Genomic DNA, 22,515 nt, shown 5'->3' with positions numbered 1-22,515 from the left:
AGAGAGTGTCCCTATCCGATGGAACGGAGGGCCGGTCACATGACCACCGAGATGCTCAGCCGCACCCGAGTCGCCACCACAACCGACACCGCAGCCGCCTTCGAGGCACCCACAGAGGTGCTCACCGAGGCGGAGTTCGGCGCCCTGTACGCGCAGATCCAGCAGTTCTACGGACGCCAGATGCAGCTCTTCGACCAGCACGAGGCCGAGCGCTGGGCGGGAACCTTCACCGAGGACGCCGTCTTCGACGTCCCCACACTGGACGAGCCGGTGCGCGGACGCGTCGCTCTGGCGTCGAACGTGCGGCGCAACCAGGCCCAGCAGGCACGCAGCGGGGAACGGTTCAGGCACTGGATCGGCATGCTCGACCTGCGGCCGCAGGCAGACGGGACGCTGCACACGCGCTGCTACGCGCTGGTGTACGTGACACCCGGTCAGGGCGGTTCGGCGGTGCACCGGGTGTGTGTCATGGAGGACGTGCTCGTCCGCTCGCGGGGCAAGTGGCGCACCCGCCACCGCGTCGTGACCCGCGACGACCTCGGCTGAGCGTGGTCACCTACGACCGGCAGCCGGCCAGGACGGCCTCAAGAGCAGGAGACGCAGTATGACGACGTACGCGACCGAGCCGCGGCTCGGCACCGACCGGACCGCGCTCTACGTGGAGGTCCAGCAGTTCTACGCCCGGCAGGTCCGGCTGCTGGATGATCTGCGGGCGGAGGAGTTCGCCGCCACGTTCACCGAGGACGGGGTGTTCGCACCGTCACCCGGTATCCCGCCGGTGCACGGCCGCGAGGCCATCGCGGCGGCGCTGCACACCGCGCACACCCGGCGCTTCGGCACCGAACCGGTGCGGTGCCGGCACTGGCACAACATGCTGCGCGTGGACCCGGGACCGGACGGCACCCTGGTCACGCACTACTACACGCTGGTGGTGGTCAGCCGCCCCTGGGACCCGGCGCCGGTCATCGCGCCGAGCGGTGTGGTGGAGGACGTGCTGGTGTACGAGGACGGGGAGCTGCGCACGCGTGAGCGGCGCGTCACCCCCGACCACCAGTCGTTCTGACGCCCCCTCAGGCGTGGCAGGCCGGCCGCCCCCCGTGGTGCTCGGACATCTCGCGGAACAGCGCGGGAATGTCCAGCGGATCGCCGGGTGCCGCGCCGAGCTCCTCCGCGTAGGCGCGGTGCAGATTGGGCACCAGCCGCTCGGCGTCCAGCAGATCGGCGTACGCGCCGGGGCCCGCCTCGCGCGCGACCTGGAGCGGGGTGAGCCGGGCGGCCACCCCGTCCCTGGCGAGCTGCTGGAGGCGCAGCAGGTATCCCTCGTTGTCGTCCAGCAGTCCGGGCCCGCCCACCGGTCCGTGGCCCGGCACGACCGTGTGGGCGCCGAGTGCGCGCAGGGTCCGCAGGGCGGCCAGGGAGCCGGCGACCGAACCCATCGGGCAGAACGGCGTGACACCCGACATGACCAGGTCGCCGGTGAACACCACCCGCTGCCCGGGCAGCCACACGACGGTGTCGCCGGTGGTGTGCGCGGTGCCCGGGTGGATCAGTTCGGCCCGCAGGGACCCCGCGTACAGCGTCATGCGGTCGCTGTAGGTGATGCTCGGGGGCACCACCTCCAGGTCGCCCCAGCACACGTCGGGCCACAGCCCGGCCATGTGCAGCCCGGCCGCCGCGATGTCGGCGCGCGCCCGTTCGTGGCCGATGACGACGGCCTCGGGGAAGACGAAGTTGCCGAAGGTGTGGTCGCCGTGGAAGTGGGTGTTGACCACCAGACGCGGTGGGCCGCCCGCGACCCGCAGCGCCTCGGCGCGCAGCCGCCTGGCCCGTGCCTCGGTGGCGACGGTGTCGACGAGCAGGCCGGTGCCGCCGTCGACGATCACTCCGGCGTTGTTGAGGCACCAGCCGCCGTCCGGCTGGACATAGGCGAAGACGCCGTCGGCGAGCTCCGTGAGCCGGGGCGCCGCCGCCTGCGCGGCGGGGCGGCCGGGCCGGGTGTGTGACACGTTCAGCTCCTCGGCGGGGCCGCGACGACGCACGCGCCCGTGCGCGGCTCCTGCGGACAGTCGCCGCTCATCAGGCGGCGATCCGGGCGGCCAGGGCACGGTTGACCAGGTCGAGGTACTGGCGCGGGGTCTCGGCGTCGTCCAGCGCCTCCTCGTCCAGCAGCACGTCGTAGTCGCGCTCGATCACGCCGGTGGTCTGCAGGAGGGCGAGCGAGTCGTAGCCCAGGTCGAGGAAAAGGGTGTCCAGTACGTCGCCGTCCAGGTCGATGCCCTCCCCCTCGCCCGCGCAGGCGCGCAGCAGGGTGGTCAGTTCGGTGAGCTCCAGCCGGTCCACGGAAGTGCCTTTCTCCTCGGGATTGATTCAGAACGTCCCGTGGCGGGGACGCGGTCAGCGCGCGGCGCGCACCACGGTGGCCGCGTTGAAGCCGCCCCGGCCCCGGGCCAGTACCAGTGCGGTGCGCAGCACGGCCGGGCGCGAACTGCCGGTCACCAGGTCGACGGGGCAGTCCGCGTCGACCCGTGCGGTGCCGGTCGTCGGGGGGATCACCTGGTCGCGCAGGGCGAGCAGGGCGGCCGCCAGGTCGAGGGCGGAGCCGCCCGCCGAGAGCCGCCCGGTCATCGACTTGGGTGCGGTGACCGGCACCCCGTACGGGCCGAACAGCGCGGCCAGCGCCTGTGCCTCGGCCCGGTCGGCATGTCGTTCGCCCGCCCCGTCGGCGAAGACGACGTCGATGTCGTCCGGGGTGACACCGGCATCCGCCAGGGCCAGTTCGGCGGCGGCCCGCAGCCGGGGCTCCCCGGTGCCGGGCGCCGGGTCGAAGGTGGCGGCGCAGCCCGCGATCGTGCCGTGGACGGTGGCGCCGCGACCGCGCGCGGCGTCCCCGTCCTCCAGCACGAACAGGGCGCCGCCCTCGCCGACGACATGGCCCGACGCCTCGGCGTCGAAGGGCAGGTAGGCGCGGTCGGGATCGTCGCCGGTGCTCAGTGCGCCGTCGGCCAGATGGGCCGTCCAGCCCCAGGGGCAGAGCGCCGAGTCGACTCCGCCGGTGACCACGGCCCGTATCCCCTTGCGCAGCTGGCGGCGGGCCTGGGCGACGGCGTCGAGGCCGCCCGCCTGCTCGGAGACGATGACTCCGCTGGGGCCGCGCAGCCCGTGCCGGATGGAGATCTGGCCGGAGTTGGCGGCGTAGAACCAGGCGAAGGACTGGTAGGCGCCGACGTGCCGGCTGCCCTTGCTCCACAGCGCCTGGAGTTCGTGCTGCCCGAACTCGAAACCGCCGCTGCCGTTGGCGGTGACCACGCCCACCGCGTAGTCGGGCAGCCGGGCCGGGTCGAGGTCCGCGTCGCCCAGGGCCTCGGCCGCCGCGGCGAGCGAGAACCGGGTCACCCGGTCGGTCTGGGGCAGCAGCCGGCTCGCGACGTGGTCCGCGTCGACGAACCCGGTCACCTCGCCGGCCAGGCGCGCGGGATAGCCGGAGGCATCGAAGCGGGTGACGGGCCCGATGGCGTTCTCGCCGCGCAGCACGGCCGCCCACCACTGTTCGGCGCCGACGCCGCCGGGCGCGACGACACCGATGCCGGTGACGGCCGCCTCCACGCTCCGGGCAGCGATCAGTCCGGCCTCCTCGGGGGCCACGGCGGTCATGCGGCCGCCCCCAGCCGCCGGGTGGTCAGCACCATCGCGCTCTGGAAGCCGCCGAATCCGCTGCCGACGCTGAGCACCGTGTCGGTGCGCTGCTCCCGTGCGACCAGCGGTGTGTAGTCGAGGTCGCACGCGGGGTCCGGATCGTGCAGATTGGCCGTCGGCGGCACGACTCCGTGCTCGATGGCCAGGGCGCTGGCGGCGATCTCCAGGGAACCGATCGCGCCGAGCGAGTGACCGATCATCGACTTGATCGAGCTGACCGGCACCCGGTGGGCGTGCTCGCCCAGGCTGCGCTTGAACGCCGCCGTCTCGTGCTTGTCGTTCTGCTTGGTGCCCGATCCGTGGGCGTTGATGTAGTCGACGTACGTGCCGTCGAGCCGTGCCTCGTCGAGGGCGGTCCTGATCGCCTCGGCCATCTCGTGCCCGTCCAGGCGCAGTCCCGTCATGTGGTAGGCGTTGGACCGGCTCGCGAAGCCCGCGATCTCCGCGTACACATGGGCGCCGCGCCGCAGCGCGTGCCAGTACTCCTCCAGGATCAGCACCGCGCTGCCCTCGCCGAGCACGAAGCCGTTGCGGCTGCGGTCGAAGGGACGGGAGGCGGTCTCCGGCTCGTCGTTGCGCGGGGAGGTGGCGCGGATCGCGTCGAAGGACGCCAGCGTGATCGGGGTGACCGGTGCCTCCGCGGCACCCGCCACCATCACGTCGGCACTGCCCTCACGGATGAGTTCGACGGCGTGGCCGAGCGAGTCCAGGCCGGAGGTGCAGCCCGTGGAGACGACCGCGACAGGCCCCTGCGCGCCGACGTCACGCGCCACCTCGGCGGCGATGGAACTGGGCACGAGGTAGTCGGTGAGCCTCGGCTCGGCCCGGGTGTGATCCAGCAGCCAGTGGCTGCCGTGCTCGCTGACGTGCGCGTAGCTCTCGTCGAGTCCGCTGCTGCAGCCGACGGCGGTGCCCAGGGTGACCCCGGTGCGTTCGGCCCGTATCCCCGCTGTCAGTCCGCTGTCGGCGACGGCCTCGCGGGCGGCGACGAGCGCGAACTGGGCCGCACGGTCCAGGCGTCGCGCCTCCTGCGGGCCGAAGCCGTGGTCGGCCGGGGCGAAGTCGGCCTCGGCCGCGATCTGCGAGCGGAACGAGGAGGCGTCGAAGAGGGTGATGCGGCGGGTCGCGGTGCGGCCCTCGGTCAGCAGTGACCAGAACGCCTTGGTGCCGACCCCGCCGGGGGCGACCACCCCTATCCCGGTGATGACGACGCGTCTCATCGGCTGTCCCTCATGTCTGTCCTCCTGTGATCGGCGGCGGTCAGCCGCGGGCCGAGGCCATGGCGCGGGCCGGCCGGGTGCGCCGGACGACCCGGCAGGCGCGCCCGAGCAGCCGGGGCAGCTCGTGGCCGCGTACGAAGAAGTGGTCCCCGGGCACGGTCCGGTTCACGATCGGTCCCGTGCTCCAGTGCCGCCAGCCCGCCATCACGTCCGGCCGCGCCAGCGGGTCGTCCGCGCCGGAGACGATCAGCATCGGCACGGACAGCGGCGGGCCCACCACCTGTTCGTGGGCGTTGATCCGCAGTTCGTGGGCGAGGGCCAGGTCGTCGCGCAGCACCGGCAGCACGGCCCGGTGCCAGAGCCCGCCGGGCTTTGCCCCCGGCGGGAGGGTGCCGGTCTCGCCGAGCAGCTCCAGCAGCTCGTCCTCTGGCCCCCAGGCGGCGTCCGACAGCAGGGAGGCGGCGTCGGGGGGCGGGCAGGCGCCGAGGGCGAGGAGCGCCGGACCGGGCAGCCCGGCCTCGTGCAGAGCGCGGGTGACGGTGTAGGCGACCATCGCGCCGAGGCTGTGCCCGTACAGCACGTAGGAGGCGTCCGGTGCCTGGGCGAAGGTGTCCATCACATCGGCCAGCAGCCCCTGGCGCCCGGTGACACGGGGCTCGCGGCGCCTGGCATCGCGGCCCGGCAGCAGTCCGGGCAGCGTCTCGACCCCGGGGCCCAGATCACCGGGCCAGTTGTAGAACGCCGAGACACCGGCTCCGGCATGCGCGAAGCAGTGGAGCTGTACCGGCGGCTGTTCCTCGCGCATCTGTCCTGCCTCCTGGGTGGGTTCGCCGATCGGCCTCAAGGTCGCCGATCGGCCTTGACGGTGCCTGGACACCTGCTCGGATCAGGCCGCGTACAGATCGAAGGTGGAACCGCGGCGCGATCCGCTGAGCGTGTCCAGCGCCGGGTCGACGGTGAGCATCGCCTGGTGCAGCCGCTGGAGCTGCGGCGACGGCTCCACGCCCAGGTCCTCGATGAGGCGGGTGCGCAGCCTGCGGTAGACGTCCAGCGCGGTGGCCTGGCGGCCGGAGCGGTACAGCGCCACCATCGCCTGCGAGTGCAGCCCCTCGTGCTGGGGGTGGCGTGCCATCAGATCGGTGAGTTCGGCGAGGAGTTCGGTGTGCCTGCCCGTTCGCAGATCGGCGTCGATGCGCCGTTCCACGGTCACCAGGCGGCTCTCCTCCAGCCGCAGGACCTCGATCTCCAGAATCGGCCCGACCCGTACGTCCACGAGCACCGGCCCGTTCCACATCCCCAGCGCCTCGCGGTACAGGCTCGCGGCCCGCCCGTCCTCGCCCTCGTCGAAGGCGCTCTGCCCCGCCGACACCAGCTGCTCGTAGCGGTGCACGTCGACGGACTCCTGCGGGATCTGCAGCAGGTAACCGCCGTGCCGGGTCGCGAGCACCTCCTTGACGGTGCCGGGCGCGTCCGGCCCCATCGCGGTGCCCAGCCTGCGGCGCAGCTGGAGGATGTACGTCTGCAAGGTGGTCATCGCGCTCTGGGGCAGGTTGGTGCCCCAGAGCTCCTCCATGAGCGTGGGCACGGGCATGACCCGGCCCGGGTAGAAGGCAAGCAGCGACAGAATCTGCCGCGGCTTCCCCGCGGTCGGAACGATCGACACCCCGTTGACGTCGGCACTCAGCGGGCCCAGAACCTGAATCTCCACGATTTCCTCCCCGTTGCCCGGTCGATTCCCCAGGCCTGTCCGACGGATCGAAGGCGGACGGGGCCCTGGCCAGAAGCTGTTGGCGTTCCGACGCTAGCCCCGTTCACCCCACCGGCCCACAGACCTCGACCTGCGTTCGAGCGGCCCTCCAACGAACAGCCACAGCGGGTGCTCGGCCGGGACCGGTACAGACCCCCTCCCGGCCGACCGGGACTGCGTCTTTACCGTGAGTGTGTATCTCCTCTACGGAGAGGTCGACGATGAACTGCCGCGTCCCGTCAACGCTCTTGGGCCGGTGAAGGCGGATACCGCCGAGGCTGCCCCGCTGCGGACCGCGCTGGCACGCAGGGAGGAGGACGGGATGCGTGTCTTCACCTGGACGACGTCCACCCCGGCCCTGCACGCCCAATACCGTCTTGAGTGGAGGTTCGGGGCACGTCCCGACCTCAACACGACCCTCGGGGAGTCCAGATGACCGAGGCACAGCAACCCAGCCAGCGGATGCGTGAGATCGGCGTCGTTCAGTACGCCGCCCCGGTCACCGCCGAAGTGTCCAGGCCCTTCGACCTTCCCGCCGAGCGCGAGGGTGCCGAGAGGTGCATCGACCAGCTGTACGCCGCCATGGAACGGATCTGACAGGTTCATCCCTTCGCCAAGGGCATGGGGCTGGCCGCCCCGCAGATCGGCATCGGCCGGGCCGCGGCCGCCGTCCGGCCCCGGCAGACCCGCGATCGTGCTTCTCAACCCCCTTATCACCGGGAGCTCCACGGACGCCGACGAGCAGTACGAGGGGTGCCTGTCCTTCTTCGACGTCCGCGGCATGGTCCCACGCCCGCTGACGATCATGGTTCAGACCATCACGCTCGACGGCGCCAACCCAGCCTGAGCCGAAGGCCGCAGACAGAGCATCAGCTAAGGGGCTATTTTTCGCCCCCTACGGGGCGGTTTTTCGCCCCTTAGCCTCACGTTTTCGCAGGTCAGAGGCACTGTGCCCTTCTGTCAGTAAACGCGCGCGCGTTTACCACACCAGCCCCACGTCCTCAACCACCCACGCCCTGGCCCGATGCCGGCGTTCACCTTCGGCCGCACCAGGCACGGAAAGGCCAGCAGCAACAAGGAACTATGGCCCGTCGGCGACTGCGGGTGGGAGGTGGGAGTCGTCTGGCTGAGCAGGCTCCGCGCGCGGCGGCGTACTCACCCGCGGACCGTAGGCGGCAGCAGCGTTGCTGCGTCTCGGGTGGCGCAAACCGTGACGTTCACAAGCATGGAGGCGTGGCCGGGGCCGGTGGAGCCGGGCCGAGCCTCCCACGCGCCGCATACCGCGCGGCGGCTTTCGTCGTGGCGGGCGGTCGGGGGCCGGGGTAGTGAAGGGGGCCGGTGGTCGATTGCCGCAGGGAGGAAAGCAGGGGCTCAAGCCACCGGTGCGGCGCGGTGAGGGTGGTCGGCGGGCGAAGAGCCGACCGCCATGCGGCTGCGCTGATATTGACCTTGGAGAGGTCTTCCAGGTCAGTCGGGGAAACGTGGCCCCGAGCCAGGCCAGTCCGGCAGTCGGCGTGGGGTGTACGCATTTACTGCGGCAGGGTCGGACGGAAGGGAGCGCATGGCGATCGAACCAGTGACCGACATCGGGAGTGGGGGCGCGTTTACGGTTGCCGCGCGCCCGCGCCGACCGGCCCCGCCCGCCGGGGCGCGAAACCGCCCCTCCTCCTTGTCGCCGCAATCGAAATCGGCCCTACCCGCTGAATGCACGACACCTCAACATGCGGGCTAACCAGTCCCGAGGCCGTCAGCGGCCCCAGCGCAACAGAGCGGTGCCCACTGTCATTCCGCCGCCGAACCCCGCCAGCAGCACCAGGTCGCCGTCGGACGGCTCACCCGCGCGCCGGGCCTCGTCCAGGGCCAGCGGTATCGAGGCGGCTCCGGTGTTCCCGTGCCGCTCCACCGGGAGGTGGACACGCGCCGAGGTCAGCCGGAGCCCGGCGGCCACGCTCCGCAGCATTTCGCCGTTGGCCTGGTGCGGTACGAAGTGGTCGACCGCGTCGGCCCTCACCCCGAAGGCGTCGAGGGTGCCCGCGACGGCGTCCGGCAGCTCCCGCTCCACGAAGGCCCGTACGTCACGGCCCCGCATCCGGAAGAAGTGGTCCCCGCGGGCGACGGTCTTCTCCGACGCGGGCTGCCTGCTGCCGCCCGCGGAGACACCGATCAGCCCGTGCAGATGGCCGTCGGTGCGCATGCCGGTACCCAGGAGCCCCCGGTCCCCGGCCACCGGCCCGAGCACCACGGCACCCGCCCCGTCCCCGAACAGTGGCGCGGTTCTGCGGTCCTCGGGGTCGATGATGCGTGAGTAGACCTCGCTGCCGATGACGAGCGCCAGGCGCCGGCGCCCATCGGCCTCGGGCCCGGCCAGCAGCCGGGAGCCGGTGTGCAGCGCGGCGACGAACCCGGCACACACCGCGTTCAGGTCGAAGGCCGCCGCCCCGGATGCGCCGAGGCGGTGCTGCACGAACGCGGCCGTGGCCGGCTGCGGGTGGTCTGGGGTCGAGGTCGCGACGACGATCCAGGCGAGGTCCTCGGGCCGCGCCCCGGCGTCGGCCAGGGCCCGCACCGCGGCCTCGGTCGCGAGATCGGAGGCGGCCTCGTGATCCGCGGCGTAGCGCCGCTCCCGGATGCCGGTCTTGCGCTCGACCCATTCGGCGCTGACCCCGGCACGGGCGGCGACGGTCTCGTTGGTGACGACCCGTTCGGGCAGGTACGAGCCGGTGCCGAGGATCCCGATGCCGCCCGGGGCGGGCGAGTACACGGTCATGCCGGCGCCGCCACCGGCGTACCGGCCAGCTGCTCCCGGATCGTGCGGAGCACCTCGTCCTGCTGCTCGACGAGGAAGAAGTGCCCGCCGGGCAGGACCCTCAGGCCGAACCCGGACCGGGTGTGGTTCATCCATGCCCGGACGTCCTCGACGCGCGCCTTGGGGTCCTGGTCGCCGGTGAACGCGGTGACGGGACAGTCCAGCGGCTCCCCCGGTCGGTAGCGGTAGCCGCGCAACGCCCCGTAGTCGGCGCGCAGCGCGGGCAGGATCATGCGCAGGGTCTCCTCGTCGTCGAGCAGGGCGCCGCCGGTCCCGTTCAGCTTCCGGATCTCCGCGACGACCTCCTCGTCGGTGCCGGGCTGCCGCTCGTCGGCGCGGTCCAGCGAGGGAGCGCGGCGGCCGGAGACGAACAGAGCGGTGGGGCCGTGGCCCTTCGCTTCCATCCGGCGGGCCACCTCGAAGCCGATGGCGGCGCCCATGCTGTGCCCGAACAGCGCGTAGGGCCGGTCCGCCCACGGTCCCAGCTCCTCGGCGATCCGGTCGGCCATCGTCTCCAGGCGGGTGACGGCCGGCTCGGTGCGGCGGTCCTGCCGGCCGGGGTACTGGACGGCCAGGACCTCCACCTGCGGTGCGAGCTCCCGCGCCACCGGGAAGTAGAAACTGGCCGAACCACCGGCGTGCGGCAGGCAGACCAGACGTACGGGTGCGTCCGGCGAGGGACGGTAGTTCCTGAACCAGGGGCTGTCGGGGATTGCCGTCATGAGTTCTCCTAGCCGGTCCGAGCGAAGCCGCGATACAGGCTCAGGATGGCCGTGTCCACCACCCCAGGGCTTCCCCTAACAGGCCCCTAGGGGCCCGGGGCGCGCGTTCAGGGGGCGGACAGGGGTGCTCCGCGGCGGCGCCGTGTCCCACGCTGATGAACTGTGGCCGGCTTCGCCCTCCTCGGCTCTCAAGAGAATCAGGGAATTCACGTGGACGAGATCATCAACGCCCTTCTCTCCGAGGACGCGACGCCCCAGGACTTCGCGGGTCTTCGGCTCCCGGAGACCTATCGCGGCACCGTTGTCCGGAAGGAGGACGCCGGCATCTTCGAGGGGATGGCCTCCGTGGACAAGGATCCGCGCAAGTCACTGCACCTGCAGGATGTGCCGACCCCCGAGCCGGGTCCGGGCGAGGCGCTGGTCGCCGTCATGGCCAGCGCCATCAACTACAACACCGTGTGGTCGTCGATCTTCGAGCCGCTGCCGACCTTCGGGTTCCTGGAGCGGTACGCCAGACGCTTCCCGGGCGCCGCCCGCCACGACCAGCCGTACCACGTCCTCGGTTCCGACCTGGCGGGCGTCGTGCTGCGCACCGGTCCCGGCGTCAACGCCTGGCATCCCGGCGACCGGGTCGTCGCGCACTGCCTCTCGGTGGAGCTGGAGTCCTCGGACGGTCACAACGACACGATGCTCGACCCCGAGCAGCGCATCTGGGGCTTCGAGACCAACTTCGGCGGCCTGGCGCAGCTCGCGCTCGTCAAGTCGAACCAGCTGATGCCCAAGCCCGAGCACCTGACCTGGGAGGAGGCCGCGTCCCCGGGGCTGGTCAACTCCACCGCGTACCGCCAGCTCGTCTCGCGCAACGGCGCGGGGATGAAGCAGGGCGACAACGTGCTGATCTGGGGCGCCAGCGGCGGACTCGGTTCGTACGCGACCCAGCTGGCCCTGGCCGGTGGCGCCAACCCGGTCTGTGTCGTCTCCAGCGACCAGAAGGCGGAGATCTGCCGGAAGATGGGCGCCGAGGCGATCATCGACCGCAACGCCGAGGGCTACAGGTTCTGGAAGGACGAGCACAACCAGGACCCGCGCGAGTGGAAGCGCTTCGGCAAGCGCATCCGCGAACTGACCGGCGGCGAGGACGTCGACATCGTCTTCGAGCACCCGGGCCGCGAGACCTTCGGCGCGAGCGTGTACGTGGCGCGCAAGGGCGGCACGATCGTCACCTGCGCCTCGACGTCAGGCTTCACCCACGAGTACGACAACCGCTACCTGTGGATGTCGCTGAAGAGAATCGTGGGCTCGCACTTCGCCAACTACCGCGAGGCGTGGGAGGCCAACCGCCTCGTCGCCAAGGGGAAGATCCACCCGACGCTCTCGAAGACGTACCCGCTGGAAGACACCGGCCAGGCCGCGTACGAGGTCCACCGCAACCTCCACCAGGGCAAGGTCGGCGTCCTGGCGCTCGCCCCGCGCGAGGGGCTCGGCGTACGGAACGGGGAACTGCGCGAGAAGCACATCGACGCCATCAATCGTTTCCGGCAAGAGGAGGCGCGGACCTCATGACTGCGCGACAGACCACCACACCCGTGACGGGCATCGTCGGCCTGGGCTCGACGGGCGAGGCTCTCCTGCGTCTGCTGCACCTCGCGGGCCACACCGTCGTCGCCGTGGACAGCGACCTCGACGTCCTGGCCCGGACAGCAGGCCGTCTCAAGGCCGCCCTCGCCGCCGAGGACGGCCCGGAGCGCCCCGGTGTCACCTTCACCGCCGATCACGGGGCGCTGCGCGCGGCCGGCCTGGTCATCGAGGCGGTGCCGGACGACCCGGCCGTCAAGGGCGACGTGCTCGGCAGGATCGTCGCGGCCTGTCCGCCCGGCACCCCCGTGGTGACCACCACGGCGTCGCTGTCCGTCGCGCGGCTGGCCGTCGCCACCGGCCGCCCGGACGACATCGCGGGGCTGCGGCTGTTCACCCCGCCCGTCGCCGGCAGCCCCGTCGAACCGGTACGGACAGCGCTGACCTCCCCGGACACCGCCGCCGCCGTGGACGCGCTGGTGGCCTCGGCCGGTCTGAGCCCGGTCGCGGTCGGCGCCCGGCCCGCCGCCGACGCCGCCGCGCTGATCCTCGGGTTCCTCAACCGGGCAGTCATCCTCTTCGACGAGGGGTACGCCACCCAGCACGACATCGACACCGCCATGCGGCTCGGCTGCGGACTGCCGGCGGGCCCCCTGGAGACGCTCGACCACATCGGCCTCAAGACCGCGCACACCGCGCTGACGGAGCTGTGGCGGCGCACCGGCGACTGCGCCTTCGAACCCGCCCCGCTGCTCAGCCGCATGGTCGCGGCCGGACGGCTCGGCCGCACGAGCGGCGACGGGTTCTACACCTACGACGAGACCGGCGCCGCGACCGGCCGCGCGGCCGACGGCCCCGGCGACCAGGGTGCCGCAGCCGTGCGGCGGGTCGGTGTGCTCGGCTCCGGCGCGATGGCGCGCGGGATCGCCGAGGTCACGGCGGCCGCCGGGTACCCCACGGTCCTCGTGGCCCGCACCGCGGAGAAGGCCGGCCTGGCGCTGCGGGCCGTCGAGGAGTCCCTCACCCGGGGCATCCGGCGTGGCCGGGTCACCGTGCGGACCAAGGACTCCGCCCGGGAGTTGCTCACCGGCGCCGATGACATGACGGCACTGGCCGACTGCGATCTGGTGATCGAGGCGGTGGCGGAGGACATCGACGTCAAGCGCGCGATGTTCGCCGGGCTCGGAGCGGTCTGCGCGCCCGGCACCGTGCTGGCCACCACCACATCGAGCCTCTCCGTCGCCACCTGCGCCGATGCGGCCGGACGGCCGGCCGACGTCGTCGGGATCCACTTCTTCAACCCCGCGCCGGTGATGCGACTGGTGGAGCTGGCGCACACCGAGACGGTGGACCAGCAGATCCTGGCCACGGCCCGCGCCTTCTGCCGCACCCTCGGCAAGACGACGGTGGCGTGCCCGGACCGCACCGGCTTCATCGTCAACAGCCTGCTCTTCCCCTACCTCGGCGCGGCCCTCGCCCTGCTGGAGCGGCCCGACGTGGACATCGAGGAGACGGACCACGCGATCCGGTCCGGATTCGGCTACCCCATGGGGCCGTTCGCGCTGCTCGACACCATCGGCCTCGACGTCTCACTCGCCATCCAGAACCGGCTGTACGAGTCCTTCAAGACACCCGAGCACGAACCGGCCGCTGTACTGGAAGAGTTGGTGGCCGCGGGACTGCTCGGCCGCAAGAACGGACGGGGGCTGCGCACCTCGGTCCCACGTCGCTGACCGTTCCCCGGCCCCGGGGCCCGTCCCGCGGGCAAGGGCCGGGGGGCGCGCCGCCACGAGCTCCGCCAGGTCCCGGCGGGACTTCACGCACAACTTGCGGTAGATCCGGGTCAGGTGCTGCTCCACCGTGCTGGTGGTGACGTACAGCCGGGCCGCGATGGCCCGGTTGGTGCAGCCGCCGGCCGCCAGCACCGCGACCCGCCGCTCGGCGTCGGTCAGCCCGGCGATCGGATCGCCGTGCGCGGCGTCCTCACCGCGCAGGGCGCGCAGGGCAACGGCGGCGGGGGTGCTCCAGCCGGCGGCGCCCTGCGGCTCCAGCCGCCAGTCGGCCAGCAGGTCCCGGCAGGCGTGGAAATCGCCGAGGGCGGCCTCGGGACGCCCCACGGCCAGTTGGTAGTGGCCCCTGGCCAGCAGATAGTGCAGCCCGGCCCGGGTGCGGAACATCGCGGCGGGCACCGGGACACGCAGCCGCGCCGCCGCCTCCTCGTACGCACCCCGGCGGGTCGCCGCCAGCACCGCGGCGGACAGCGGCATCCCGATGGCCACCCCCCAGGCCCCCGGCGACAGCAGCGACAGCGCCCGGCCCGCGTGCTCGGCCGCGAGGTCGTGCTCGCCGGTGCGCCCGTGCACCACGGCCGAGGCGGCGGCCGCCACCGCTTGGCGGGCCGGGGTCGCCCGTGTCCGGTCCCCGCCGGCGAGCAGCTCACACCACCGGGCGACCCGTCCGGTCTCCCCCGTGTGCAGCAGCGCCGACAGGACGGCGGCGACGGGCGCCGGTGGCGCGTGGTCGTAGACGATCGACTCCAGCACCCGCTCGGCGGCCTCGTCCCGCTGCTCGGCCGCGGCCTCGGCCGGCTCCCGGCCGGTCCCAGGCGCATCGTGCGGGAACGACCCGGTGCCCGCACCCGGGTAGACGTACGCCAGCGCCGCCGCCGGCTCGTCCGGCCATCCGGGGCCGTGCGGTTCGGGCAGGACCCGCGCCGCACCGGCCGGACGCCCGTGCCAGAGCAGCAGCCCCACCGCGCCCTCCGTGTCCGCCTCGGCCCCCGCCCCGGCGCCGAGGCTCCGTTCGAGGTCGGGCAGGTGCCGGATCACGGCTGCCGGATCGCTCTCCCACTCGGCGCGGGCCAGCATCGTCACCAGCCCGGCCTCCTCGTGGCCGCCGGCCCGGTGCGCGGCACGCAGGAAGTCCGCGGCCTGCCGCGCCCCGCCACAGCTCATCGTGTGCCGGGCCGCCTCGGCGAGCACTTCGGCGGCCCACGCCGGACCGGGCAGGCCGCCGGCCGTATCGGCGGCGACCAGGTGGCGGGCGACCGAGGCAGGTTCGGCGCCGTTCTCGTACAGCATCCGGCCGGCCGCGGTGTGCAGCCGGTGGGACTCCTCGGCGGACAGTTCCTCCAGCACGGCCGCCCGGACACCCTCGTGGCGCAGCCGTCCGGCGTCGAGCAGCCCGATCGCGTCGAGCTCGTCCAGGCAGGGGCCGACAGCGCGTTCGGGGGTCTCCAGCAGCCGGGCGAGCAGGGTGAGGGTCGAGGCCTCGGCGAGCACGGCCAGTCCGCGCGCGGCCGACACCGCGGGAGCACCGGCTCCCCGCAGGCAGCCGGTGACGCCGCGCCGGAACGCGGTGCCCGCCACCGGACGGGAGGGGCGCACCGGTTCACAGGCCCGGTGGTCGTCGAGCAGCCCGCGCAGCAGCCGCAGGTTCCCGCCGGTGAAGCGGTGCCAGTCGGGGGCGAGCCGCCGCGCCGTCGGCAGTTCCATCGCGCCGCCCGAGGACGCGGCCAGGAATTCGGCGACCCCGTCCCTGTCCAACGTCGTGAGCGGTACGGCCTCGCAGCGGGGATGTCTCAGCAGTTCGGCCAGCGGCAGTGACAGCGGGGGCCGGGAGCAGGGCTGCGGGACCCCGCTCATCACCAGCAGGATCCGGCTCGTCGCGAGCCGTCCGCACACATACAGCAGGCACCGGGCGGAGGCCTCGTCCATGTGGTGCACATCGTCGACGAGGATCACCACGGAGGTGTCCGGGGCGAGTTCGCGCAGGGCCTCGTGGAGCACGGCCGGGTCACCGCCGCGCTCCTCGCGCGCCGAGGTGCCTTGCCACGGTACGGGGCCCCGTACCCGGAGGTGGCGTTCGGCGTCCGGTCCGGCGCCGCTGAGCAACTGCCCCACGACCCCCGCCGGCAGATCTGTCTCGGCCGGGGACGCGGACGCGTTCAGCACCAGCGCGCCCGTGCGCCCGGCGTCCTGCGCGAAGGCCCGCAGCAGGTCGCTCTTGCCGGTGCCGGGGCTGCCGGTGACGAGCGCCGCGCGACCGTCGCCCCGCCGGGCAGCCTCGAACAGCTCCCCGAGCAGGCCGAGTTGTCCGCCCTGCCGCGCCAGCCGCACCGGCCACCTCCTCGTCTCCGGGCCACTGTGATGGCCGCCGTCATCTCCTGGGAAGTCTGCCCAGGAACTTGGAAGCCCCGCTGGTACCGGACCGGAGCCCCGGTCGAGCCGCTGGTGCGCGCCCCGACCGGGCTGCCGGGCAGCGGGTCCCGATCGCGCTGGGGACCGAGCCGGCGGTGAATCCCGGCCGGTGCCGGGAGCCCCCTGCCCGCCGTCGCCTAGAACGGCAACGCCGGCACGGCCACCGGCTCCGGCAGTGCCAGCAGCCGGGGGGCGCTCCGGTCCCACGGGAAACCGTGGTGCAGGTGGAAGACGGACGGCACATCGGCATCGGCCGCCACGGCGACGGCCGCCAGCACATCGGGCACCGGCTCCAGCTCGATGAACCGCCACGGCAGCACGCCCTCGGTCCCGGGCGGCCGGAATCCCCGTACGCCCCGGTCCTCGGCAAGGGTGAACGCGAAGCTGTCGAAGGGCAGCCCGAGCCCGAGGCCGCGCGCCTTGGAGTACGCCTCCTTCAGCGTCCACAGCCGCAGCACCCGGCGGTTGCGGGGGCGGCCCGGTGCGGCCAGGGCCACCCAGGCCTGTTCCTCGTCCGCGAAGGTCTCCACGATCGCCTCGAATCCCTGGTCGCCTCGGTCGAGCCGCTCCACGTCCACCCCGATCCGATGGCGCCGGACCACGCCGAGGAAGTTGTGGCCGGTGGTGTGGGACAGGTTGAAGTCCAGCTCCCGGCCGCCTCGCGGGAGCCCTTCCACGGGCTTCTGCAGGAACGGCCGCCCCCGCGAGGACCGCCAGATCACCGCCTCCGCCTCGGGCACCCCGCCCTCCAGTGCCAGTACCCGCCGTACGAGTGTGTGGGCGACGAGGTACTGGCGCCGGTCGCGCTCGAACAGGAACTGGCTCGCGATCTCGCGCTCGTGCTCGTCCAGCCAGTGTGCGGCCAGGGTGGTGGCGACCCCGGGAGTGAGTTCGTCGTTGGGGCAGAACCACAGTTTGACGGGTTCGGGCCGGTCGGGCTCGAACCCGGTGACGGAGTGCCCCGCCACTGCGAGGCCGGTCATCCGTCCCTCCCCGTCTGCCGCGCGGCCACCTGGATACCGATCCACAGGGGGCGCCGCAGGAAGGCCGAAGGGGGCAGCGGCACCAGGGCGCCGCCGGGGCCGGGCCGGGACTCCAGGGCCGCCCAGTCGACGTCGAGCCCGGACAGCCACAGGCGCGTCAGCTGCTCGGTACGGCCACCGCGCCACAGGGCGCCGAGGAAGTCGCGGGTCTCCGGCGCCTCGCCCAGGCCCAGCAGATCGGATCCGCCCGTGCGCAGATCCACGTAGCGCACACCGCTGTCAGGGACACAGCCGAGCCGGGCACGGCTGTCGCGTACCTCGGCGCCGGATTCCTCGGCCTCTGCGCTCCGGCCCACGAACCCCCTCAGCAAGCTCACCAGTTGGGGGATGTCGCGGGCGAGGAGCGCGATCCGGCAGGGTTGTGCGGCGCGGCCGGCCCGCAGGGCGCGGGCCACATCCGGGAGGGCCACCCGTTCGTCACCGGTGGCGGTGTTCCCGCTCCCGCCGTTGTCCGAGGCGAGCCAGTCGGCGAGCCTCGCGGCGGTGGCGGCGAGATGGCCGGGCGTGGGGGCGGACAGCAGGATCAGCTCGTCGCGTTCGACGGTGTCGTCCCACGCCTCGTCGTGGCCGGACCGCGGATGCCGGTCCGGGACGAACTCCTCCAGGACGGCACGGGCGTCGAACGGGCCGCCCGCACCGGCGACCTCGACGACGGCCACCCGGGGAAGCTCCCGGCCCGAAGCGTCGCGGGGCCGAGGCCAGGACGTGGCGGTGTCCCCGCCCCGGGCGGGCGCGAGCGTGCCGTACCGCAGCTGGAGAACAGCGGCGGTCAGGGCCGCGAGACCGGTGACGGCCCCGGCGTGGCCCACCCGGCAGGCGGTGGTCTCCCGGGTCTCGCGCACGCCCGGTGTGCCGGTCGTCCCGCGACCATCCGGTGTGCTGGTCCGGGCGCCGGCGCCCGTCGAGGTGGAACGTAGGACGGCATGCACATGGTCACCGTCGGCGAGTGCGCGGGCGAGCGGCTTGAGCACCACGGCGCCCACCCCCTCGCCCGCGCCCTGGCGGCCGCGCGAGGGATGCAGCAGCAACTCCACCCCGCCGGCCACGGCTGCCGCGCACTCGCCGCGCCGCAGCGCACCGACGGCAAGGTGCACCGCGACGAGCGCGGAGGACTCGGCGGTGTCGACGGCCTGCGCCGGGCCGCTCAGTCCGAGCAGGCCGGACAGCCGGCCCGCCAGACTCCAGTGACCGCTCTGCGGCATCTCCCGGCCGCCACGCGCCCAGGCCTCGGCGGCCACCAACGCGTAGTCGGCGGAGCTGACCCCGACGAACACCCCGAGGCCGCGCGGCGCCCCGTCGGGGCCGGTCAGGGAGTCCAGTCGGGTGCCGGTGCAGCCGGCGTCCTCCAGCGCCTCCCAGGCGGTTTCGAGGAAGAGCCGCTCCTGCGGGTCGATCAGGCTCGCCCGCTGCCCGGTCAGCCCCCAGAACTCCGCGTCGAAGTCGGCGACCCCGTCCAGGAAGTGTCCGCGCTGCCCCGCGCCGAGCGGCGACCCGCCGGGACGGGTGAGCGGCGCGGCCGACGAGGTGTCACGTCCTTCGCGCACGTTCTGCCAGTAGACACGCAGATCGGGGGCGAGCGGATACCGGCCGGCCATGCCGACGACGGCGAACCGGTCGTCGGTGTCCAGGACGTCGGCGCTGTACGGAGGCTGCGACGGCAGCTGCTGCGGGAGCGCTGACGGCGTCTGCGGCCGGAGCTGCGGCGTCCCCGGACCGGTGCCCCGCGAAGGGGCCGGGTCCCCGGCCGGTGCCAGGGCCGGACGGGGGCCGGGGCCGGGCGCGGCCTCCAGTTCGGCCAGCAGCTGTACGGCCTGCCCGCGCTCCAGGGTTCCGGCTTTGAACCGGATGAGTATTTCTCGTTCGTCCATGGTCTTCCGCCTGTTCGAGCCCGCCTGTTCAAGCCCGGCCGGGCAGCAGCGTGAGCGCCTCGTCGATGGTGAGCCGGTCCTCGCGTACCGCGTCGAGCAGCGCCCGTACCCCCAGCGGTTCGGGCTCCGGAGCGGCCGTCCCCGAAACCGCCGTCACCGGAGCCCGCACGGCCGCCGGGGCCCTGCCGGCGGAGGCGATGTGCGAGGCGAGGGCCGCGAGATCGGGGTGGTCGTAGAGCGTGACCGCCCGCTCGTTCATGCCGTACGTACGGTTGAGGACCGCCACGAACTGCGCGCCGATGATGGAGTCCACCCCCAGCAGACCGAAGGCGGCGGTGGGGTCGATGTCCCAGGGGTCACAGCACAGGAGGCGGGCGAGTTCCTCCCGCAGGAGGTCGAGGATCTGCCGCGCCCCCGGGTCGGGGGATGCGGCCGCCGGAACCGGCCCGCCCAGCAGGGGCACAGGCCCGGCAACGGACTCGGGCGCCGGTACGGGCGCCGGCAACGGCGTGGGCGGGCCCGCGACCGGGGCCATGGCCCGGATCCCGGGCCCGGACGACGGGCTCTGCGCGGCCTGCGAGGCCCGCGGCCCCAGTTCACGCGCCATGTGCCGGGCGAAGTCCAGCGGGGTCGGATGGTCGAGCAGCACAGAGGCCTTCACGGCGGAGCCGTACCGGCCGTTCACCGTGGCGACGAACTCCACGGTCAGCAGCGAGTCGACGCCCAGCGACCGGAAGGTCTGCTCGGGATCGATCTTCTCGGGCTTCAGCCGCAGCGCGTCGGCGAGCACCGCGACGAGATCGGTCACCATGTCGCGGGGCGGCACAACGGCACCCGTCCTGAGGGGAGTTTGACGTTCGTGGGGCATGGATGGGCTCCAAAGTGTCTGTCCCGGCTGACCGGCGAGGAAAGTATTCGAAGGTGCGTCCGAACAGGGGGCAGGCGCCGCCCGTGCTGAACGGTGCGGCCGTGACCCGGTCCCCGGGAGAACCGTTCCCTCGCGACTACGTCGTACGAGCGAGCCCTGTCGTCTTACGCGGTGCACAGGGTGTCCCGGGCCGCGCGTCCCCCGCCTCGGCTTCCGGCGCCGAGGGGGCGCTCGCGGCAGGAACCGGCGGGCTGGTGCGATAGTCCGCGACGTCCTCCGGTGGCACCAGAGCCGACAGCAGCGGCTCCCACAGCGCGGCGACCCGGTCACTCAGCAGCGGGAACGGCATACCGGTGCCGGCCAGCACCCCGATGCCGCACACCGTCGCGGACAGCAGCGTCGCGGGCCCGTTGCCCGTCGCACGGGCCCGCAGCGCCCCCGCCTCGCGGGCCTGGTCCAGGAGCCGCAGCACCTCGGTGATCCAGTCCTGGTGGAAGTCGGTGACGGGTGGCTGCCGCCCGGCGCACTCATTGGTGATCCGGAAGCTGGCCCGGATGACCGGGTCGTCGTGGAGCGTCCTGGCCAGCCAGTGCGTCATGTCGATGAGCATCTGCACCGGCGGTACGCCTGCCTCCCAGCGCTCTGTGACGAAGCCCTGCAACATGGCGCGCCCCCGCTCCTGCACCGCGTCGGCGAGCCCGTCCTTGGAGGAGAAGTGGAAGTACAGCGCGCCCTTCGTCATCCCTGCGGCCACGGCGATCTGCCCCAGTGTCGCGTTGGCATAGCCGTTCCGGTTAAACATCTCAGCGCCCGCGTGGACCAGCCTCTGGCGGGTCCGCTGCGATCTGGCCTGCATCTCGACCGCCTTCTCCTCAGCCGACCCGGCTGAGACGCTCGCCACCGGCAGCAACCGGATCGAGGGTGGGCTCCGGACCTGACATCAGGATCGAACGCTGCAGCCGCCGCAGTCCGGCGGAGGGCTCGAACCCCAACTCCCGCACCAGAACGGAGCGCAGTCGCTGATAGGCGTCGAGCGCCTCGCTGCGGCGCCCGGAGCGGTGCAGCGCCAGCATGAACTGGCCGTGCAGGTTCTCGTGGGTGCGATAGCGGCTGATCAGCACGGTCAGCTCACCCAGGATTTCGCGGTGCCGGCCCAGCCGGAGATCGGCCTCGATGCGCTGGTCGAGAGCACAGAGCCGGGTCTCCTCCAGCCGCCGGATCTCCATCTCCAACTGCGTCCCGGCCTGGATGTCGGCCAGCGCGGAGCCGGTCCACAGCGAGAGCGCCTCGCCCAACTGCCGAGCCGCGCCCGGGAAGTCGCCCGCGTCCATCGCCCGGTACCCCAGGCCCGCCAGCCGCTCGAACTCGCGCACATCGCTGGCGCCACCGCCGGTTCTGAGCAGGTAGCCACCCGGCGTGGTGACGAGCACGTCCTTGGCGGAGCGCGGCTCGGCCCCTTCCGGGTCCCGCAGAAGAGCGGTCGCGATCAGGTCCCGCAGCTGCAGTACGTAGGTCTGCAGCGTGGTGCGAGCGCTGCGTGGTGGGCGGTCACTCCACAGTTCCTCGATCAGCGTGGCAACGGGCACGACCTGGTCGGCGTGCAGCGCCAGCAGGGCCAGCACCTGACGTGGCTTCGGCGCCGTCGGCGTCACCGAGAGCCCGTTCTCGCGGACGGCCAACGCGCCCAATACATCGATATCCACGCCGTTTCCCCTATTCGTGCATGAATCCTGAGCCACTCGGAAGTACCTTGAGTAAAAAACAGGACACACGGTTTGTCAATATCAAACCGTCTACGCTGTTTTATTTTCCCTCGACCGAGCCCATCTCACGTCGATGACCTGGACGTTCACAGATCGCACAAACAGAGAACCCTCCGCACCCAGGGGTGCGGAGGGGACGTCCGACGGGTCTCCGCCCTGTCGGACCCTCAAAACAGCATGATCAGTCCGTTGCTGGTACGGCCGACGTCACGACGCCCCGGAGGGGGCCCCTCGGGGACGGAACCGACCTGCACGGACTCTGCGGACTCGCCAGTCTCGGCAGCATCAGATCCCAGAATCCGGCGATCGTCTCCGTGGACAGCCACTCCTTGTCCTCGCCGCCGAGCACCTCGAGGCCCACGGTCACTGCCACGATGGCGGGCGAGGCGTCGGCAGGTGACACCCCTTCGGCCAGTCCGCCTTCCGCGCCGGCACGCCGCAGCATGTCCTCGATCCACCGCTGCCACCGCTGCCGGAGCCGGGCCTCCGCCCGCCAGGCCAGATCCCCGCCCAGCTCGAAGCCGGCCCGGATCACGATGTCGTCGGCCAGCCTGCTCATCAGCTCGTGCGTGGTGTCCACGAGTACCTGCAGAGCCCAGCCTCCCCCGTTCACCGCCTCTTCGATGATCCGGCGCACGGTCTCCGCCGCCTCGTCCTCGACGGCCTGGGCGAGCATCTTCTTGTTCTCGAAGTGGAAGTGCAGCGCGCCGTTGCTCACCCCGGCCCGGCGGCTGATCGCAGCGAGCGAGGCGGGGGCGAAGCCCTCCTGCGCGAACACTTCGGCAGCGGCATGGATCAACGACTGACGTGTGCGCGCCGCACGGTCCTGCTTGACCATCAAATGTCTCCTGATTACAGGGCTCAGCGGCTTGGCCCCCCAAGGGAGCGGACCCACCGCGCCCCGCCGTTCTTGACTTACTGCGGGGGGTTGCCGTGTTTGCGGGACGGCAGGTCTGCGTGCTTGGAGCGGAGCATGGCCAGTGAGGCGATCAGGACTTCGCGGGTCTCGGC

General features: G+C 72.7%; 21 protein-coding genes and 1 pseudogene. 7 read left to right on the top strand and 15 right to left on the bottom strand.

From position 1 onward, the window contains the following. Positions 1 to 39: 39 nt before the first annotated feature. Positions 40 to 546 (top strand): nuclear transport factor 2 family protein, encoded by a 507-nt coding sequence (locus ACGFU6_RS37940; protein ID WP_393617115.1) that lies wholly within the window; start codon positions 40 to 42, stop codon positions 544 to 546. A 58-nt stretch (positions 547 to 604) separates the two neighbouring features. After that, positions 605 to 1,063 carry a nuclear transport factor 2 family protein gene (locus tag ACGFU6_RS37935; protein WP_393617114.1) on the top strand — a complete coding sequence of 153 codons (459 nt, stop codon included), beginning with the start codon at positions 605 to 607 and terminating at the stop codon, positions 1,061 to 1,063. A gap of 7 nt (positions 1,064 to 1,070) precedes the next feature. Here ACGFU6_RS37935 and ACGFU6_RS37930 read toward each other — a convergent pair whose 3' ends face one another. The 6 genes from ACGFU6_RS37930 to ACGFU6_RS37905 all read right to left on the bottom strand — a co-directional run bounded on the left by ACGFU6_RS37930 (position 1,071) and on the right by ACGFU6_RS37905 (position 6,621). Beyond that, positions 1,071 to 2,012 (bottom strand): MBL fold metallo-hydrolase, encoded by a 942-nt coding sequence (locus tag ACGFU6_RS37930; RefSeq protein ID WP_393617127.1) that lies wholly within the window; start codon positions 2,010 to 2,012, stop codon positions 1,071 to 1,073. Positions 2,013 to 2,076: 64 nt separating this feature from the next. Then, positions 2,077 to 2,340, bottom strand: a complete 264-nt coding sequence (locus tag ACGFU6_RS37925; protein WP_123531821.1) for an acyl carrier protein — start codon at positions 2,338 to 2,340, stop codon at positions 2,077 to 2,079. Between the two features lie 54 nt (positions 2,341 to 2,394). Continuing rightward, on the bottom strand, positions 2,395 to 3,651 hold the full coding sequence (locus tag ACGFU6_RS37920) for a ketosynthase chain-length factor (RefSeq protein WP_393617113.1): 1,257 nt from the start codon (positions 3,649 to 3,651) through the stop codon (positions 2,395 to 2,397). Next, positions 3,648 to 4,913, bottom strand: coding sequence for a beta-ketoacyl-[acyl-carrier-protein] synthase family protein (locus ACGFU6_RS37915; protein ID WP_393617112.1), 1,266 nt, complete (start codon positions 4,911 to 4,913; stop codon positions 3,648 to 3,650). The genes ACGFU6_RS37920 and ACGFU6_RS37915 overlap by 4 nt, the downstream gene beginning before the upstream one ends. A 40-nt stretch (positions 4,914 to 4,953) precedes the next feature. Continuing rightward, a complete protein-coding gene (locus ACGFU6_RS37910; RefSeq protein ID WP_393617111.1) occupies positions 4,954 to 5,718 on the bottom strand; it encodes a thioesterase II family protein in 765 nt (254 codons plus the stop codon). 81 nt (positions 5,719 to 5,799) lie between these two features. Then, positions 5,800 to 6,621 carry a BTAD domain-containing putative transcriptional regulator gene (locus tag ACGFU6_RS37905; protein WP_393617110.1) on the bottom strand — a complete coding sequence of 274 codons (822 nt, stop codon included), beginning with the start codon at positions 6,619 to 6,621 and terminating at the stop codon, positions 5,800 to 5,802. A 226-nt stretch (positions 6,622 to 6,847) separates the two neighbouring features. Here ACGFU6_RS37905 and ACGFU6_RS37900 point away from each other — a divergent pair, with 226 nt between their 5' ends. The 3 genes from ACGFU6_RS37900 to ACGFU6_RS37890 all read left to right on the top strand — a co-directional run bounded on the left by ACGFU6_RS37900 (position 6,848) and on the right by ACGFU6_RS37890 (position 7,507). After that, positions 6,848 to 7,096 (top strand): hypothetical protein, encoded by a 249-nt coding sequence (locus tag ACGFU6_RS37900; protein ID WP_393617109.1) that lies wholly within the window; start codon positions 6,848 to 6,850, stop codon positions 7,094 to 7,096. Beyond that, positions 7,093 to 7,257: a hypothetical protein gene (locus ACGFU6_RS37895; RefSeq protein WP_393617108.1), complete on the top strand. Its 165-nt coding sequence runs from the start codon at positions 7,093 to 7,095 to the stop codon at positions 7,255 to 7,257. The genes ACGFU6_RS37900 and ACGFU6_RS37895 overlap by 4 nt, the downstream gene beginning before the upstream one ends. Positions 7,258 to 7,354: 97 nt before the next feature. Beyond that, complete coding sequence (locus ACGFU6_RS37890; protein WP_393617107.1) at positions 7,355 to 7,507, top strand: peptide deformylase; 153 nt, start codon at positions 7,355 to 7,357, stop codon at positions 7,505 to 7,507. A 900-nt stretch (positions 7,508 to 8,407) separates the two neighbouring features. On the opposite strand, the gene ACGFU6_RS37885 is transcribed toward ACGFU6_RS37890, so the two are convergent. Then, positions 8,408 to 9,427, bottom strand: coding sequence for a 3-oxoacyl-ACP synthase III family protein (locus ACGFU6_RS37885; RefSeq protein ID WP_393617106.1), 1,020 nt, complete (start codon positions 9,425 to 9,427; stop codon positions 8,408 to 8,410). After that, complete coding sequence (locus tag ACGFU6_RS37880) at positions 9,424 to 10,188, bottom strand: thioesterase II family protein (RefSeq protein WP_393617105.1); 765 nt, start codon at positions 10,186 to 10,188, stop codon at positions 9,424 to 9,426. Before ACGFU6_RS37880 ends, ACGFU6_RS37885 begins: the two co-directional genes overlap by 4 nt. Positions 10,189 to 10,398: 210 nt before the next feature. Here ACGFU6_RS37880 and ccrA point away from each other — a divergent pair, with 210 nt between their 5' ends. Together ccrA and ACGFU6_RS37870 are read left to right on the top strand one after the other, a co-directional pair. Continuing rightward, complete coding sequence (ccrA, locus tag ACGFU6_RS37875; protein WP_393617104.1) at positions 10,399 to 11,751, top strand: crotonyl-CoA carboxylase/reductase; 1,353 nt, start codon at positions 10,399 to 10,401, stop codon at positions 11,749 to 11,751. After that, entirely contained in the window at positions 11,748 to 13,496 is a 1,749-nt protein-coding gene (locus tag ACGFU6_RS37870) for a 3-hydroxyacyl-CoA dehydrogenase family protein (RefSeq protein WP_393617103.1), read from the top strand. Before ccrA ends, ACGFU6_RS37870 begins: the two co-directional genes overlap by 4 nt. A gap of 69 nt (positions 13,497 to 13,565) precedes the next feature. On the opposite strand, the pseudogene ACGFU6_RS37865 reads toward ACGFU6_RS37870, so the two are convergent. The 7 genes and pseudogenes from ACGFU6_RS37865 to ACGFU6_RS37835 all read right to left on the bottom strand — a co-directional run. Then, positions 13,566 to 15,881 (bottom strand): annotated as a pseudogene (locus tag ACGFU6_RS37865) (AAA family ATPase); the annotation flags it as partial. Positions 15,882 to 16,099: 218 nt separating this feature from the next. After that, positions 16,100 to 16,945, bottom strand: a complete 846-nt coding sequence (locus ACGFU6_RS37860; RefSeq protein WP_393617102.1) for a 4'-phosphopantetheinyl transferase family protein — start codon at positions 16,943 to 16,945, stop codon at positions 16,100 to 16,102. Then, positions 16,942 to 18,873 carry a beta-ketoacyl synthase N-terminal-like domain-containing protein gene (locus ACGFU6_RS37855; protein WP_393617101.1) on the bottom strand — a complete coding sequence of 644 codons (1,932 nt, stop codon included), beginning with the start codon at positions 18,871 to 18,873 and terminating at the stop codon, positions 16,942 to 16,944. Before ACGFU6_RS37855 ends, ACGFU6_RS37860 begins: the two co-directional genes overlap by 4 nt. Before the next feature lie 28 nt (positions 18,874 to 18,901). After that, positions 18,902 to 19,699 (bottom strand): phosphopantetheine-binding protein, encoded by a 798-nt coding sequence (locus ACGFU6_RS37850; RefSeq protein WP_393617100.1) that lies wholly within the window; start codon positions 19,697 to 19,699, stop codon positions 18,902 to 18,904. A 178-nt stretch (positions 19,700 to 19,877) separates the two neighbouring features. Beyond that, positions 19,878 to 20,597 carry a ScbR family autoregulator-binding transcription factor gene (locus ACGFU6_RS37845; RefSeq protein WP_393617099.1) on the bottom strand — a complete coding sequence of 240 codons (720 nt, stop codon included), beginning with the start codon at positions 20,595 to 20,597 and terminating at the stop codon, positions 19,878 to 19,880. Between the two features lie 16 nt (positions 20,598 to 20,613). Further along, positions 20,614 to 21,444 carry a BTAD domain-containing putative transcriptional regulator gene (locus tag ACGFU6_RS37840; protein WP_393617098.1) on the bottom strand — a complete coding sequence of 277 codons (831 nt, stop codon included), beginning with the start codon at positions 21,442 to 21,444 and terminating at the stop codon, positions 20,614 to 20,616. Positions 21,445 to 21,685: 241 nt separating this feature from the next. Further along, positions 21,686 to 22,342, bottom strand: coding sequence for a ScbR family autoregulator-binding transcription factor (locus tag ACGFU6_RS37835; RefSeq protein ID WP_393617097.1), 657 nt, complete (start codon positions 22,340 to 22,342; stop codon positions 21,686 to 21,688). Positions 22,343 to 22,515: the final 173 nt, after the last annotated feature.

Origin of the sequence: Streptomyces sp. NPDC048462 (assembly GCF_043200175.1) — a bacterium.
Taxonomy (GTDB): Bacteria; Actinomycetota; Actinomycetes; order Streptomycetales; family Streptomycetaceae; genus Streptomyces.
Note: the sequence above shows the minus strand (reverse complement) of the source record. Positions and strands in the feature narration are given on the sequence as shown.

Coding starts and splice junctions, on each gene's coding strand:
- ACGFU6_RS37940 (WP_393617115.1), top strand. CDS start 40: ATGACCACCGAGATGCTCAGCCGCACCCGAGTCGCCACCACAACCGAC.
- ACGFU6_RS37935 (WP_393617114.1), top strand. CDS start 605: ATGACGACGTACGCGACCGAGCCGCGGCTCGGCACCGACCGGACCGCG.
- ACGFU6_RS37920 (WP_393617113.1), bottom strand. CDS start 3,651: ATGACCGCCGTGGCCCCCGAGGAGGCCGGACTGATCGCTGCCCGGAGC.
- ACGFU6_RS37915 (WP_393617112.1), bottom strand. CDS start 4,913: ATGAGACGCGTCGTCATCACCGGGATAGGGGTGGTCGCCCCCGGCGGG.
- ACGFU6_RS37910 (WP_393617111.1), bottom strand. CDS start 5,718: ATGCGCGAGGAACAGCCGCCGGTACAGCTCCACTGCTTCGCGCATGCC.
- ACGFU6_RS37895 (WP_393617108.1), top strand. CDS start 7,093: ATGACCGAGGCACAGCAACCCAGCCAGCGGATGCGTGAGATCGGCGTC.
- ACGFU6_RS37885 (WP_393617106.1), bottom strand. CDS start 9,427: ATGACCGTGTACTCGCCCGCCCCGGGCGGCATCGGGATCCTCGGCACC.
- ACGFU6_RS37880 (WP_393617105.1), bottom strand. CDS start 10,188: ATGACGGCAATCCCCGACAGCCCCTGGTTCAGGAACTACCGTCCCTCG.
- ACGFU6_RS37870 (WP_393617103.1), top strand. CDS start 11,748: ATGACTGCGCGACAGACCACCACACCCGTGACGGGCATCGTCGGCCTG.
- ACGFU6_RS37860 (WP_393617102.1), bottom strand. CDS start 16,945: ATGACCGGCCTCGCAGTGGCGGGGCACTCCGTCACCGGGTTCGAGCCC.
- ACGFU6_RS37855 (WP_393617101.1), bottom strand. CDS start 18,873: ATGGACGAACGAGAAATACTCATCCGGTTCAAAGCCGGAACCCTGGAG.
- ACGFU6_RS37845 (WP_393617099.1), bottom strand. CDS start 20,597: ATGCAGGCCAGATCGCAGCGGACCCGCCAGAGGCTGGTCCACGCGGGC.
- ACGFU6_RS37835 (WP_393617097.1), bottom strand. CDS start 22,342: ATGGTCAAGCAGGACCGTGCGGCGCGCACACGTCAGTCGTTGATCCAT.